Origin of the sequence: Pseudomonas idahonensis (assembly GCF_037903935.1) — a bacterium.
GTDB classification, from domain to species: domain Bacteria; phylum Pseudomonadota; class Gammaproteobacteria; order Pseudomonadales; family Pseudomonadaceae; genus Aquipseudomonas; species Aquipseudomonas danubii.
In genome coordinates this window covers 2,741,816-2,755,490 of sequence record NZ_CP149586.1, presented here as the reverse complement: position 1 = coordinate 2,755,490, position 13,675 = coordinate 2,741,816, and the positions used below count along the sequence as shown (strand labels likewise).

Sequence of the window (13,675 nt, the reverse complement as noted above, 5' to 3'; positions counted from 1 at the left end):
GCTCAACCCCGCCCCGGACGCAGGCGCTTGAGGCGTTGCGCCCAATCACCGGCGTTGACCCTGCGGCACTGTTCTTCGCTGTCGAAGAACACATGGGCGGCCAATGAGTCCAGGCACACTTGGGCCTCGTTCAACGCTCGGGCCGTCAACTCGATCATCAGTGGGCCCTGGCCCGCGGCCAGAGCGCGCTCCTTGTGCGCCTGGGTGTCGAAGACCCAGACCACCACCAGGCTGGCGGGAAAGGCCGCGTAATCCGCCTCGTGGGTCAGCCAGGCAAAACCCTCGATCTGCGCCTTGGCGCTTTCGCAAGCCTCGGTCAGGGTGACGGCCAGCAGACGCTCCATGGCGGCCTGCTGGCGTTTGTTCAATGGCATGACGACCCTCGAGAGGCAAAAAAGGCCGCACACGATACCTCAAGCTTCTCCCTCGGGACGCATCTTTGCGTCTAGGCTTGTGCCCTCCTTCATACCTTCAAGGAAGACAGGTCATGTCACGCCCCTCTCTCACCCTGCTCCTGGCCGCCATCCAGCTCGCCTGCGGCAGCGCCATGGCCGCCACGGGCGCCCCGGTGGCCGACGCCATCTGGTTCAACGGCCCGATCATCACCCTCGACGACAAACACCCCAATGCCCAGGCCGTGGCGGTGAAGGACGGCAAGATCCTCGCCGTGGGCGAGCGCAAACAGGTACTGCAGAATCAAGGTCCGACCACGCAGATGATCGACCTCAAGGGCACCACCCTGCTGCCGGGCTTCATCGACCCCCACGGCCATGTATCGATGGTGGGTTTCCAGGCCGCCAGCGCCAACCTGCTGCCACCGCCGGACGGCACCAACGACACCCTCCCCAAGCTTCAGGAAACCCTGCGCAACTTCGAGCAGCAGTCACCGATCCCCAAGCAGTTCGGCGTGCTGTTCGGTTTTGGCTATGACGACTCCCAACTCCAGGAACAGCGGCACCCGACCAAGGACGACCTGGATGCCGTGTCCAGGGACGTGCCCATTGCCATCGTCCACCAGTCTTCGCACCTGGGGGTGCTCAACAGCAAGGCCCTGGAACTGGCGAAGATCGACGCCTCGACCCCCGACCCGGAAGGCGGGGTGATCCGCAGGGTCGAGGGCAGCCAGGAACCCAACGGCGTGCTGGAAGAAAACGCCTTCTTCAATGCCCTGATCAAGATCTTCCCCAAGCTCACTGCCGACCAGGCGGTGGACATGCTCAGCGCCGGGCAACAGCTGTACATCAGCTATGGCTACACCACCCTGCAGGACGGCCGCTCCTCGCCGGACCAGGTCAAGACCGCAATCAAGGCCGCTGGCGACGGCAAGCTGCTGGCGGACATCGTTTCCTACCCCGATATCCTCACCCCGGGCACCAAGGAACTGTTGGTCGCGCCCTGGTATCACCCGACCAACCAACCGGTGAGCTATGACCGGCACTTTCGCATCGGCGGGGTCAAGCTGACCCTGGACGGCTCGCCCCAGGGCAAGACCGCCTGGCTCAGCCAACCCTACTTCAAGCCGCCTCAAGGTCAGGACGCCAGCTATGCCGGCTACGGCGTGGTCAAGGACGACGACGCCCTGACCATTTACAAGCAAGCCCTGGCCAATCGCTGGCAGATCCTCTCCCATGCCAACGGCGACCGGGCCATCGACCAGTTGCTGAGCTCGATGCGCGCCGCGGAAAAAGCCTACCCCGGCGTCGATGTGCGCCCGGTGCTGATCCACGGCCAGACCCTGCGCCAGGATCAGGTGGCCGAACTCAAGCAACTGAAGATCTTCCCGTCACTGTTCCCCATGCACACCTATTACTGGGGCGACTGGCACCGCCAATCGGTGCTGGGGCCGGAGCGCGCAGAAAACATCTCGCCCACTCAATGGGTGCTCAAGGCCGGCCTGAAGTTCACCACCCACCACGATGCCCCGGTGGCCCTGCCAGACTCCATGCGGGTGCTGGCGACCACAGTCAATCGCACCACCCGCAGCGGCTATGTACTGGGACCGGAGCAGCGAGTGACGCCTCTGCAAGCGCTCAAGGCCATGACCCTGTGGTCGGCGTACCAGCACTTCGAGGAGGACCGCAAAGGCTCCATCACCCCCGGCAAACTGGCGGACTTCGCCGTGCTGTCGGCCAACCCGCTGACCGAAGCGCCCGAAAACCTGAGCGAGATCAAGGTGCTCAAGACAATCAAGGAAGGCCGGGTGATCTATGAGCGGCCGGCCAAGGTGACGCCGTTGCCAGCGCCGCTGGGCATGCATGGCGATCCGTCATTACCGGCGCCCCAGGGCATCAAGGCCGTCGCCCAGGGAGATGGCGACCTTGGACCGGCACTGGATGTGATCTACGACCAGCTAACACCCGCGCAGCCCTGAAACCGCGGCGACACGGCCCTTTTACAGGCACACGCTTGCTCGCGAACCCGCGCTTGCCGATTGAATGCGACGCTCACCGGTTCATCACGAGCAAGCTCGCGGCTACAGGAGCTTGCTGCCCAAGGCGCTGGACAGGACTTCGTCGTGCCCATAGATGTCCGGCGCATACAGCAGTTGCCCATGGCTGTCGGCCTGCACCGTCCAGTAGCTGAGCAGGATCGGCACCGGCCTGGCCAGGCGGAATTCATGGGTCAGGCCGGTGGCCAGCAGTTCGTTGGTGCGCAGTCGCTCCGCCGGGCTCAGCAACCAGTCGCGCAGTTGCAGCGCCTGTTCGACCCGCACGCAGCCGGAACTGAAGGCACGGGGCCCCTTGCTGAACAGCGCCTGGCTCGGGGTGTCGTGCAGGTACACGGAGAACGGATTGGGAAAACGGATGGCGATGCGCCCCAAGGGGTTGCGCGGACCCGCCCCCTGGCGCAGAAGAATATTGCCCGGACGCTCCCAATCGACATCCTCGGGCGCCAGGGGCTGGCCATTGGCATCCAGCACCTGCAGGTTCTGACGATTGAGGAAGCCCTGGTCACGGCGGATTTCCGGCAGTTTGTCTTCCTTGAGAATGGTCGGCGGCACCGTCCAGGTGGGGTTCAGGGTCAGGCGCGTGACCTGGGACTTCAACAACGGGGTCTGACGCTCGGCACGGCCGACCTGGGTGCGGGTCTGCCACACCACCGCATCGTCCTGATAGAAGGTCAGTTGCGCGGCCGCGACGTTGACCAACACGATATTGGGTTCGAAATCCTGAGCCAGCCAGCGCAGGCGTTCAAGGTTGATGCGCAGTTGCTCACGGCGCTGGGCCGGGCTGATATTCAGCTCCTTGAGGGTGCCCGCGCCAATCACGCCATCAGCCTGCAGCGAATGACTGAGCTGGAAATTTTTCACCGCGTTTACCAGGTCACTGCTGTAGGTATTATCGGCACTGACCTCGGGGCTTGGCAGAAAGCCGCCCAGGTACAGGCGCTGGGCCAGTTCCGGGACTCGCTTGTCCTGCATGTCCGGACGCAACAGCGGGCCACCGGCTACCGCCTGCCAACTGGGTAATGGTTGCTGGCGTTCACGGGCATAGACCTGGCGCAGGTTGCGGTACTGCTCAAGGTTCGGACGGGCCTGATCGAAGGCGCCGGCGAGGTTGTCCAGCCCGGGCACGGCCATCGCCAGCAACGCCGCCTGGCGATCGTCTGCCGGCGGCTGGGCCCGCCACAAGGGCTCGAAGCGGCTCTGTGACAGGCGACCGTAGTGCAGATCCTGCAAGGCTTGCAGGTACTGATGACTGATCGCGATATCGGTGCACAGCTCATCCCCTGCTGCGCTGCTCACCGGCAGCCGATAGCGCTCCGGGTCCAGGCCGTCATCGATCACCTGGGCCAATTGCGCCTGCAAGCTGGCCAGCCGGTGCTCGGCGGACCACACCGGCTGTTCGCCGTTCTGGCGGTAGAACGCCTGCAACAGCAGTTGCGCGGAAGCATCCAGGCGTGGACTCAGTGCCGGGCAAGCCACCGCCAACTGGGTCAGCGTCAGTTGCAGCGCACTGGCCGGCGCCAGCGCAGGGTCCTCGGCCAGCGCGACCAATGGCGCAGCGAGCAGGCACAGGCTCAAGTAACATGCGGTTTTTTTGAACAACTGCTTTACTCCAATCCGTGGCCTTCAGTGCGTTGGCCAACCGTTACGGCAGATGGGGAACAATCAGGCCTGGGATCTAAACATATAGACCAGACTGCCGGGGGAACGACAGGACGTCAGGAGCCAAAGTGATCATGGGGATGCTCTAAACATGTTGAACTTCTTGTGCCGAATCTGCCTGGCGACTATCGCTCTGGGCGCCTTTTGCAGTCCTTCCTTCGCCGCCAGCAAACCCGCTCCCGCGCTGTACAGCAGCCTCGCTCACGCCGCACCGGAACTCAATCCCCAGGCCCTGAAAAGTGCCCTGAACGCCATGCAATGCGCGGTCAACAGTGGTGCCCGACAAGCCCGGCACCTGGCGGTGATCGACTACTCGCAACCGTCCACCGCGCGGCGCCTGTGGATCTTCGACCTGCGCAGCAAAAAACTGGTGCTGCGCGACCTGGTGGCCCATGGACAGAAGTCCGGGGAAAACTTCGCCACCCAGTTCTCCAATCGCCTGGGCAGCTATCAATCCAGCCTGGGCCTGTTCCGCACCCAGGAGAGCTACGAAGGCACCCACGGCTACTCCTTGCGCATGGACGGCCTGGAGCCCGGCTTCAACGACCGGGCCCGGGACCGGGCCATCGTGATCCATGCCGCCGACTACGTGAACCCTTTGTGGAGCCAGCGCCAGGGCCGCATCGGCCGCAGCCAGGGCTGCCCGGCGGTGCGACCCCAGGTGGCGCGCCAGGTGATAGACAAGCTCAAGGATGGCCAGTTCATGTTTTCCTGGTATCCGGACCAGCGCTGGCTGAAATCCTCGCCCTACCTCAATTGCCAGCCGCGTCAGGTGGCGAGCATCCTGAGCAGCAACGGCGGCTGATTGCTCGGTGGCGCAATGCCGATCAGCGAGGGCGCCCGTAACCGGGTTAGACTCGCTGCTCGTCCCTCTAGCACTTGAAGCCGCCCCATGACGCCACCTGCAATCGATCTGTTCCCTGACTTCATCCCGGCCCCCGACGCCCTGTTCAACCACCTCAAGGACAGCGTGCTCTGGGATGAACGCATGCGCGCACGCAAGACCGCCAGCTTCGGCGCGCCCTACGACTACTCGCAGATCACCTACCCGGCAGTGCCGATGCCCGAGGCGCTGGAGCAGCTGTGCGGGCCGATCGAGCAGCTGCTGGGCTTTCGCCCCAACAATTGCCTGCTCAACTTCTATCCGGACGGCCAGTCCTCCATGGGCTTCCATTCCGATGCCAACGAGCAACTGGTGGAAGGCACCGGGGTGGTGATCGTCTCCCTGGGTCACGCCCGGGCCATGGTCTTTCGCCACAAGGAAAGCGGCGCCACCTTCGACTACAGCCTGGCCAGCGGCTCGCTGCTGCACATGTCGGACGAACTGCAGAAACACTGGCTGCACGCGATCCCCAAGGCCCCGAATGCCGGCGAACGCATCAGCCTGTCGTTTCGCCAGCTCAAGACCGCGTAGTGCTGGACTCGGTCAGGATCGGCCCTTGACTCAAGGGCCGCGCCATCGACAATGCCCGGCTGTGATCACCGCTCGAATAGAGGCCCCATGCAGTTGCTTCCCTGGTCCTACCCCTGCCCCGAAGGCTTCACCCTGCGCGGCCTGCGCTCAGAACCTTCGGGTAAACCGTTGCTGCACTTCCTCCACGGCAACGGCTTCTGCTCCATGGCCTATCGTCCGCTGCTGGCCTTGCTGGCCGAATCCTTCGACCTGTGGCTCAGCGACGTCCAGGGCCATGGCGATAGCGATCATGGCGGCCCATTTGTGGGTTGGAACCGCACCGCAGAACTGGCGGCCGAAGCCTTCGAGGCCGGGCTCAAGGCCTACGGTGACGTGCCCCGCTACGCCGTCGGCCACAGCTTTGGCGGCGTGCTCACCAGCCTGATCGTGGCCGAACGCCCCCAGCTGTTTGCCAAGGCAGTGATGCTCGACCCGGTGATTTTCAGCCCGTCGATGATCAGCTCCCTGAGGCTGCTCTCGGCCCTGGGCCTCAACCGTCGCCATACCCTGGCTCGCAAGGCCGCTGCTCGCCGCCAGCATTGGCCGGACCGCGCCTCGGCCAAGGCCGCCCTGGCCAACCGGGGGATCTTCAAGGGCTGGAGCGACGAGGCCCTGAACGCCTACGTCGAGCACGCTCTGAAAGACGACGGTCAAGGCGTAGCGCTCAAATGCTCCCCTGAACGCGAGGTGGACATTTTCAGCAGCTTCCCGCGGCGCCTGTGGCGATCCCTGCGCCGGGTGCAGACCCCGACCCTGGTGATCCACGGGCGCGACAGCTACCCCTACGTCGCCCGCTCGATCAAACGCTGGGCCGCCCTCAACCGGCACCTGAGCACCCAGGTGATCGACGGCCAGCACTGTTTCATGCAAGTCGACCCAGTGACCAGTGCCCGCTCCATCGCAGGCTTCCTGCAAACCGAAGCCCATTGAAAGCCGCGGGCCAGGCGCCCGCAAATAGATGTCATCGTGATATCATCGGCGGGTTTTCCAGACCGGCCGTGCCTCCTGCCCCCCTGGAAAACCCTGGCAAAGGCGCCGATCAGATGCGCCTACCGCCGACCTTGTGTGCAAAAACCGACGGTGCCGTGAAGCCTCGCTCCATAGCGCACCGCACAGATGCAAACCGCGACTCGCTTCGCCGGTTGTACTTTTTGCCGCCACAAGGAACACAGTCATGCTCTTGAGAACGATGAATATTTCCCGCCGCGCAGGGTTCAGCTTCGCCCTGATCGCCCTGCTGGCACTGGGCCTGGGGGGCTTCTCGTTGCTGGAAATGCGGCGCATGAACCAGCAATCCCTTGAGGTCGACCAGAACTGGCAGCCATCGATTGTCTCCGCCAACGCCCTGGCCCTGACCAGCACCCAGATCCGCACCATCACCCTGCGCATGCTGGTGGTCCGTGACCACGACGATGTACAGGCCCTGCTCAAGCGCGTCGGCGAACTCGACGAGGAACTCAATCGCCAGCAAGGCGTCTACGAAAAGCTGATCACCGAGGCCGAGGAGCGCTCGGCCTATGAACGCTTTCTCAGCGCCAAAGCGGCCTACATCAAGGAACAGCACCGGGTGGTGGAACTGGTGCGCCAGGGGCACAAGGAAGCGGCCATCGATGTCGTCGACGGCGGTTCGTTCCTGACCCATGCCGACGCCATGCTCAAGGAGCTGCTGGACATCATCGACACCAACACTCGGGGTGGCGTCGCCGCCGCGCAGCTGAGCAGTGAGGTGTTCCAGGGCGCCATTGCCATGGTCGTGCTGATCATGCTGATCGTGGTGGCCCTGACCATCGCCCTCGCCCTGCTGCTGACCCGCAGCATCGTACGCCCACTGGGCCAGGCCGTGGCCGTGGCGGAAACCATCGCCAGCGGCGACCTCGGCCAGAGCATCACAGTCAGCGGCAAGGACGAACCGGCACGCCTGCTGCAAGCCCTGCAAACCATGCAGGCCAGCCTGCGGGGCACCCTGCAGCGGATCGCCGATTCCTCCAACCAACTGGCCTCCGCCGCCGAGGAACTGCATGCGGTCACCGAACACTCCAGTCAAACCCTGCACCAGCAAAGCAATGAAGTGGAGCAGGCTGCCACGGCAGTCAACGAGATGACCGCCGCCGTGGAGGAAGTAGCGCGCAATGCGGTGAGCACCTCCGAAGCCTCCCAGGAAACCGACCGCACCGCCCACCACGGCCGCGAGCAGGTGCAACACACCGTGGACTCCATCGGCCAACTGGCGGCAGACGTGACCCAGACCTGCGAACAGGTCGAGCACCTGGCAGTGGACGTGCGCAATATCGGCCAGGTGCTGGAAGTGATCCGCTCGATTGCCGAACAGACCAACCTGCTGGCCCTGAATGCGGCCATCGAAGCGGCCCGGGCCGGGGATGCCGGACGGGGGTTTGCCGTGGTCGCCGACGAAGTGCGGGCCCTGGCCCATCGCACCCAGCAGTCGACCCAGGAAATCGAAAGCATGATCAACACCATCGAGGAAGGCACCGAGGGGGCGGTCAGCGCCATGCGCAACAGCAACGAGCGCGCCCATCTGACCCTGGAAGCCGCCCGCGCCTCGGGGCTGGCCCTGGACCAGATCACCCAGGCCATCACCGCGATCAACGAACGCAACCTGGTGATCGCCAGCGCCAGCGAGGAACAGGCCCAGGTCGCCCGGGAAGTGGATCGCAACCTGATCAACATCCGCGACCTGTCGACCCAGACCTCGGCCGGGGCCAACCAGAGCAACGCCGCCAGCCAGGAACTGTCGCGGCTGGCGGTGGATCTGAACGGGCTGGTGACCCAGTTCAAGCTCTAAAAAAGCAATTGTCAGCGGCAAGTTCAAAGCTTCGAACGTGCCGCTTCAGAACGCGTAACGGGCGATCACTTGCCGGACCTTGGCCAGCGCCTCGGGCAAATCGGCCAGGTCCACCGAGCCCAGGGCCAGGCGAATGGCATGGGGCACCGGCCCGGCGCAGACAAAGGGCTCGGCGGTGGACACCGAGACGTTCTCGCGCAGCAACGCCATGGCCACCTGATCGGCGCGTACTTCCTCGGGCAAAGGCAGCCAGAGGAAGTACGAGTTGGGGTGGCCGATATGCTCCAGCCCTGCCAACAGCTCCCGAGCCAGACGCTGACGGGCCTGGGCGTCCTGGCGTTTTTCCTGCTCCAGGCGCGCCACGGTGCCGTCCTCGATCCAGGCACAGGCCATGGCGGTCATCACCCCGGGGGTGTTCCAGGTAGTGGCGCGGATCGCGCGTTCGAGCAAGGGCGCTCGGTCTGCGGAGGTCACCACGTAGCCGACCCGCAGCCCGGCGGCCACACTCTTGGAAAAACCCGAGATGTACACCGTGCTTTCCGGGGCCAGGGCCGCCAGGGGCGCAGGTGGATCGTCCGCCAGATAGGCATAGGCCGCGTCCTCAATGATCAGCAACCCATGCTGGCGGGCCAGGGCCACCAGACGCTGGCGCCAGGCCAGGTCAAGCACCCAGCCCATGGGGTTGTGCAAAGTCGGCATGGCGTACACCGCCCTTACCCGCCGACGCTGGCACAAGCGCTCGAAGGCATCGAGGTCCGGGCCTTCTGCCGTCAATGGGATGGCCAGCAACTCCAATCCGTGCGCATCCGCCACCACCTTGAACCCCGGGTAGGTCAGGGCATCGGTGGCCACCACGTCGCCGGGCTTGAGCAGGGCCATGACCGTGGTCGCCAGGCCGTGCTGGGCCCCACTGACAATCAGCACCTGCTCGCCCTTCACCGCCAGACCGCGACCCGCCAAATGCTGCGCCACCGTGGCCCGCTCATGACTGCGGCCGGCGTGGGGTTGATAACGCAGCAGGGCCTCCAGGTCTCCGCAGGACGCCAACTGACGCAGGGCTGCGCGCAGTAACTCTGCCTGCCCGGGCAAGGACGGGTAGTTGAAGTTCAAATCCAGGGTTCCGGCCGCCGTGGCCTGCTGATCTACACCCTGTCCGGGCGGTAGCGCGGTTTCCCGGACAAAGGTGCCACGCCCGGTTTCGCCGCTGATCAAGCCCATGGCTTCCAGCTCGGCATACACCCGCGAGGCGGTTACCAGCGCCAGCCCTTCCCTGGCCGCCAGCTCTCGATGGGTGGGCAGGCGGGTGCCAGGGGCCAGCACACCGCGACGGATATCGGCGGCAAACACATCGACTAACTGCTTGTAGCGGGCGCGGGCCATTGACGCTGTATCCATGACAATTTTTTGATTGTGCTGATTTTCAATCCTAGGATGAGCTGGACGCAAGCCCCACCCCGGGCCTGCCCCTGCCAATCGTAGTGAGCACTTGTTGAATGGAACGGACATCGCACCTGCAATCCCCCCCGCTGGAAAATACCGCCGGCGGCTGGCTGAACGGCTTTATCGGGGTACTGATCTTCAGCGGCTCACTACCGGCGACCCGGGTCGCGGTGCTGGAGTTCGACCCGCTGTTCCTTACCGTTGTCCGCGCCACCCTCGCTGCGGTCCTGGCCCTGTGCATCCTGTTGCTGTTCAAGGAACGACGCCCCAGCAGGCAGCAATTGCTGCCCCTGACCATCGTCGCCCTGGGCGTGGTGCTGGGCTTTCCCTTGCTGACCGCCCTGGCCCTGCAGTACGTGACCTCGGCTCACTCCATCGTGTTTCTCGGCCTGCTGCCCCTGGCCACTGCGGTATTCGGCGTGTTGCGCGGCGGTGAACGACCGCGTCCGGTGTTCTGGCTGTTCTCGGTGCTGGGCAGCCTGCTGGTAGCGGGCTATGCCCTGTCCCAGGGGCTGTCGGCGTCGCCCCAGGGCGATTTGCTCATGCTCCTGGCGGTGCTGGTGTGCGGCCTGGGTTACGCCGAGGGCGCGCAACTGTCCCGGACCCTGGGAGGCTGGCAGGTGATTTCCTGGGCCCTGGTTTTGTCGTTGCCGGTCATGGCGGTCCTGACCCTGTTCAGCGCTCCGGCCTCCTTTAGCGGCATCAGCCTGCCGGCCTGGTTCAGCCTGGGTTATGTCTCGTTGTTCAGCATGTTCATCGGTTTTGTCTTCTGGTACCGCGGACTGGCCCAGGGCGGGATCGCCGCCGTCGGCCAACTGCAGTTGTTGCAGCCATTCTTCGGCCTGGCCCTGGCCGCCGGCCTGCTGCATGAACAGGTCAGCCTGGGCATGCTCGGGGTCACAGTGGCAGTGATCCTGTGCGTGGCCGGAGCGAAGAAGTTTTCCAGATAGCAGTCAGATTCAGTGGCAGTGGCTGATCTGCCCTGCCACTGATGGTAAAGGGAAATGAAACCGGAGCCGCGAACGGCCCCGTTCAAGTCGGAGAGATAGTGGCAAGCGCACCGATAGCGATGGTCAAGGCTAAAAATCCAAACAAGAAAAACGCCATCTTAGTCATCAGGCCTCCTGAACATTAGGTTTGCGGTGCAGCGGACCGGGTCTCCAGCCAGGAGACCCAGTGGGCGCGCCATTTTCAAACCTCGGCTGTTCTGATAACAGATGCAGATGAGCGAGAAAAATACGGATCAGAAACCTCAATCCCGTTACGCAGCACTCAGGCTAGAGCCTGTAGCAGCGACTATCGACGGGCCAGTTTGTAGCGCACACAGTCGTCGTAAAAGCTTTTGCGCAAGGCTTCGGGCCTGATCCGCGAGGGGCTGTCGTAGGTCTGCTCGGTGATCCCCAGGGCCATCATGCGCATCCAGCCCTTGCTGAACTTGTAGACCTGGATCTTCTGCCGCGCCGCGTACAGCGACACCCCGGACAATTTCAGCTCCTGGGCCCTGGCGGCGGTACCCGCGCCCCAGCTGCAGACATAACGGTCATTGGCCTGCAGCTTCCCGGCCTGGGCCATCCCGGCCCCGCCCAGCAGGGCGCAGGAAGTCAGCGTTATCAACACATGGCGCATTTATCGGTCACCTAACCACCTGAAAATAAAGTGATTTTGCCGATACCTCGGCCAGGGCGGGGCCAGCAGATTGCCTTATCGATCAAGGCAAAGTGCCTGCCACTGCTGGCCAGTCATGCGGTACAGGCGCACCGCACTATGCCAGCGGCTCGTCGCTGGGGGGCGCACGCCCGGCTTCGGCCAGCAGCCACTGGCGCAACAGCGCGACATTGGGTCGCTCCAGGGCCGCTGCCGGATAGACCAGATAGTAAGCCAGATCACTGGCCACACCCTGGGCAAGCGGCGCCAGCAGGCAGCCCTCGGCCAGTTCCCGGCGGACCAGCGAGCGGCGTACCAGGGCAACCCCCAGACCCGCCTTGGCAGCTTCTATGGCGCCATTGCTGTCGACGAACACCCGGCCCCGGCCGCCGTCGATCTGCCCGGCCCCGGCCGCCGCCAGCCACAGCGGCCAGTCGTGACGATGCTCATCATGCAACAACGGCAGCCCTGCCAGCTCGGCGACCGTCAGGCCAGCGTCCTGCCCCAGCAGCTGCGGGCTGCACACCGGGGTCAACTGGTCATCGAGCAAGCGTTCGCTGAGCAGCCCCTCATAGCGACCAAAGCCGTGGCGCACCGCCAGATCGACGCCATCGCGGGCCAGGTCTACCTGGCGGTTGCAGGCGCTGATCCGCACATCCACCCCAGGTGCCTGCGCTTCGAATCCCGAGAGCCGCGGCACCAGCCACTGTGTGGCGAAACTCGGCGTGCAACTGAGCACCAATACCTCCAGACGCCCACTCCCGACCATCTGCGCCGTGGCCTCGCGCATCATCCGAAAGGCCGTGCGCAAGGTCGCGAAGTACTCCTCACCGGCCGCGGTCAGGATCAAGCGCCGGGGGCGGCGCAAAAACAGCGCGAGACCCAGCACCGACTCCAGTTCCTTGACCTGCAAGCTGACGGCGCCCGGGGTGACATTCAGCTCCCTGGCCGCCAGGGTCACGCTCAGATGACGCGCTGTGGCTTCAAATGCGCGCAGTGCCGCAAGGGGCGGCAAGGCCATGCTCATGATTTAGCTCTCCTCAACCATGGAGCGAAAAACGCTCGTTTGTCCGCGGTCGCAACTCGCAGAATAATTCGACACAGCAGCCATTCAAATAGCCAAGGCGTCCGTGCATCGACGAGCAGGACTCAATCATTGAAACACGTAGGAGTAAGCGGCATGACCAGGCAAAAAGTCATGGGAGTGATGGAATGGGGGCAATTGCTGGTGCTGTCGATCCTCTGGGGCGGCTCGTTCTTTTTTGTCGCGATTGCCGTCAAGGAGCTGACGCCACTGACCATCGTCATGCTGCGGGTGAGCCTGGCCGCCCTCGCCCTGCTGACGCTGATCCGTATCCTCGGCCTGTCACTGCCCCGGGACCGACGAGTGTGGCTGGCGTTCTTCGGCATGGGGCTGCTCAACAACGTGCTGCCCTTTGGCCTGATTGTCTGGGGCCAGACCCATATCGCCAGCAGCCTGGCCGCCATTCTCAATGCCACCACGCCCCTGTTCGCGGTACTGGTGGCCCACGTCCTGACCACCGATGAAAAAATCAGCGGCAACAAACTGGCAGGGGTGCTGGTCGGCTTTGTCGGGGTGGCGATGATGATCGGCCCCGATGCCCTGGCGGGCCTCGGGGATCATCTCGGGGCACAGTTGGCGGTACTGGGTGCGGCACTGTCCTATGCCTTCGCCGGGGTCTTCGGCCGGCGCTTCAAGGCCATGGGCGTCGCCCCACTGCTCAGCGCCAGCGGTCAGATCTGCGCCTCCAGCCTGCTGCTGATCCCCCTGACGCTGCTGCTGGAGCGGCCCTGGAACCTGCCACTGCCGAGCCTGGCCACCTGGGGCGCGCTACTGGGAATCGCCCTGCTGTCCACCGCCCTGGCCTATGTGCTGTTCTTTCGGATTCTCTCCAGCGCCGGCGCCACCAACCTGATGCTGGTGACCTTCCTGATTCCCATCAGCGCCATTGTCCTGGGCTGCCTGGTGCTGGGCGAGCAGTTGCACGCCAGGCACCTGCTGGGCATGGGCATGATCGCCTTGGGCCTGTCGGCCATCGACGGCCGGCTGCTCAGGCGCGTCAGGGCACGCAAGCAGGCACCGTTGGATAGCGACAGTTTTCTCGGCAAGGACATTTGATAGCGGCCGGTATTCCCGCGAGGAATGCACGGATAAAAATCGCGCATTTTATTTATCGCCCGGGATCTCTTAGCGTGTCCGTTCCCC

12 protein-coding genes are annotated in these 13,675 nt (G+C 64.2%); 7 read left to right on the top strand and 5 right to left on the bottom strand.

Annotated features, from left to right (window positions below):
• Positions 1 to 2: 2 nt before the first annotated feature.
• Positions 3 to 374: a hypothetical protein gene (locus WIN67_RS12595; protein ID WP_102879911.1), complete on the bottom strand. Its 372-nt coding sequence runs from the start codon at positions 372 to 374 to the stop codon at positions 3 to 5.
• 113 nt (positions 375 to 487) lie between these two features.
• On the opposite strand from WIN67_RS12595, the gene WIN67_RS12590 reads away from it, so the two are divergent.
• Positions 488 to 2,371, top strand: a complete 1,884-nt coding sequence (locus WIN67_RS12590; protein WP_110595844.1) for an amidohydrolase — start codon at positions 488 to 490, stop codon at positions 2,369 to 2,371.
• A gap of 102 nt (positions 2,372 to 2,473) precedes the next feature.
• Here the strand turns inward: WIN67_RS12590 and WIN67_RS12585 are convergent, their stop codons facing one another.
• Complete coding sequence (locus WIN67_RS12585) at positions 2,474 to 4,048, bottom strand: L,D-transpeptidase family protein (RefSeq protein WP_267269835.1); 1,575 nt, start codon at positions 4,046 to 4,048, stop codon at positions 2,474 to 2,476.
• 151 nt (positions 4,049 to 4,199) lie between these two features.
• Here WIN67_RS12585 and WIN67_RS12580 point away from each other — a divergent pair, with 151 nt between their 5' ends.
• From WIN67_RS12580 to WIN67_RS12565, 4 genes are all read left to right on the top strand, one after another.
• Complete coding sequence (locus tag WIN67_RS12580; RefSeq protein ID WP_123393144.1) at positions 4,200 to 4,913, top strand: murein L,D-transpeptidase catalytic domain family protein; 714 nt, start codon at positions 4,200 to 4,202, stop codon at positions 4,911 to 4,913.
• Positions 4,914 to 5,000: 87 nt separating this feature from the next.
• Positions 5,001 to 5,522, top strand: a complete 522-nt coding sequence (locus tag WIN67_RS12575; RefSeq protein WP_123393142.1) for an alpha-ketoglutarate-dependent dioxygenase AlkB family protein — start codon at positions 5,001 to 5,003, stop codon at positions 5,520 to 5,522.
• 87 nt (positions 5,523 to 5,609) lie between these two features.
• Positions 5,610 to 6,491, top strand: coding sequence for an alpha/beta fold hydrolase (locus tag WIN67_RS12570; protein ID WP_300240094.1), 882 nt, complete (start codon positions 5,610 to 5,612; stop codon positions 6,489 to 6,491).
• Between the two features lie 244 nt (positions 6,492 to 6,735).
• Positions 6,736 to 8,364, top strand: a complete 1,629-nt coding sequence (locus tag WIN67_RS12565; protein WP_339071382.1) for a methyl-accepting chemotaxis protein — start codon at positions 6,736 to 6,738, stop codon at positions 8,362 to 8,364.
• 45 nt (positions 8,365 to 8,409) lie between these two features.
• Here WIN67_RS12565 and WIN67_RS12560 read toward each other — a convergent pair whose 3' ends face one another.
• Positions 8,410 to 9,744 carry a PLP-dependent aminotransferase family protein gene (locus WIN67_RS12560; protein WP_110595847.1) on the bottom strand — a complete coding sequence of 445 codons (1,335 nt, stop codon included), beginning with the start codon at positions 9,742 to 9,744 and terminating at the stop codon, positions 8,410 to 8,412.
• A gap of 113 nt (positions 9,745 to 9,857) precedes the next feature.
• On the opposite strand from WIN67_RS12560, the gene WIN67_RS12555 reads away from it, so the two are divergent.
• Positions 9,858 to 10,754, top strand: coding sequence for a DMT family transporter (locus WIN67_RS12555; RefSeq protein WP_102879919.1), 897 nt, complete (start codon positions 9,858 to 9,860; stop codon positions 10,752 to 10,754).
• Positions 10,755 to 11,100: 346 nt separating this feature from the next.
• Here the strand turns inward: WIN67_RS12555 and WIN67_RS12550 are convergent, their stop codons facing one another.
• A complete protein-coding gene (locus WIN67_RS12550) occupies positions 11,101 to 11,430 on the bottom strand; it encodes a hypothetical protein (RefSeq protein ID WP_110595849.1) in 330 nt (109 codons plus the stop codon).
• A 136-nt stretch (positions 11,431 to 11,566) separates the two neighbouring features.
• Positions 11,567 to 12,475: a transcriptional regulator GcvA gene (gene gcvA / locus WIN67_RS12545; protein WP_110595850.1), complete on the bottom strand. Its 909-nt coding sequence runs from the start codon at positions 12,473 to 12,475 to the stop codon at positions 11,567 to 11,569.
• 153 nt (positions 12,476 to 12,628) lie between these two features.
• Between gcvA and WIN67_RS12540 the strand changes: the two genes are divergently transcribed.
• Complete coding sequence (locus WIN67_RS12540; protein WP_339071381.1) at positions 12,629 to 13,588, top strand: DMT family transporter; 960 nt, start codon at positions 12,629 to 12,631, stop codon at positions 13,586 to 13,588.
• Positions 13,589 to 13,675: the final 87 nt, after the last annotated feature.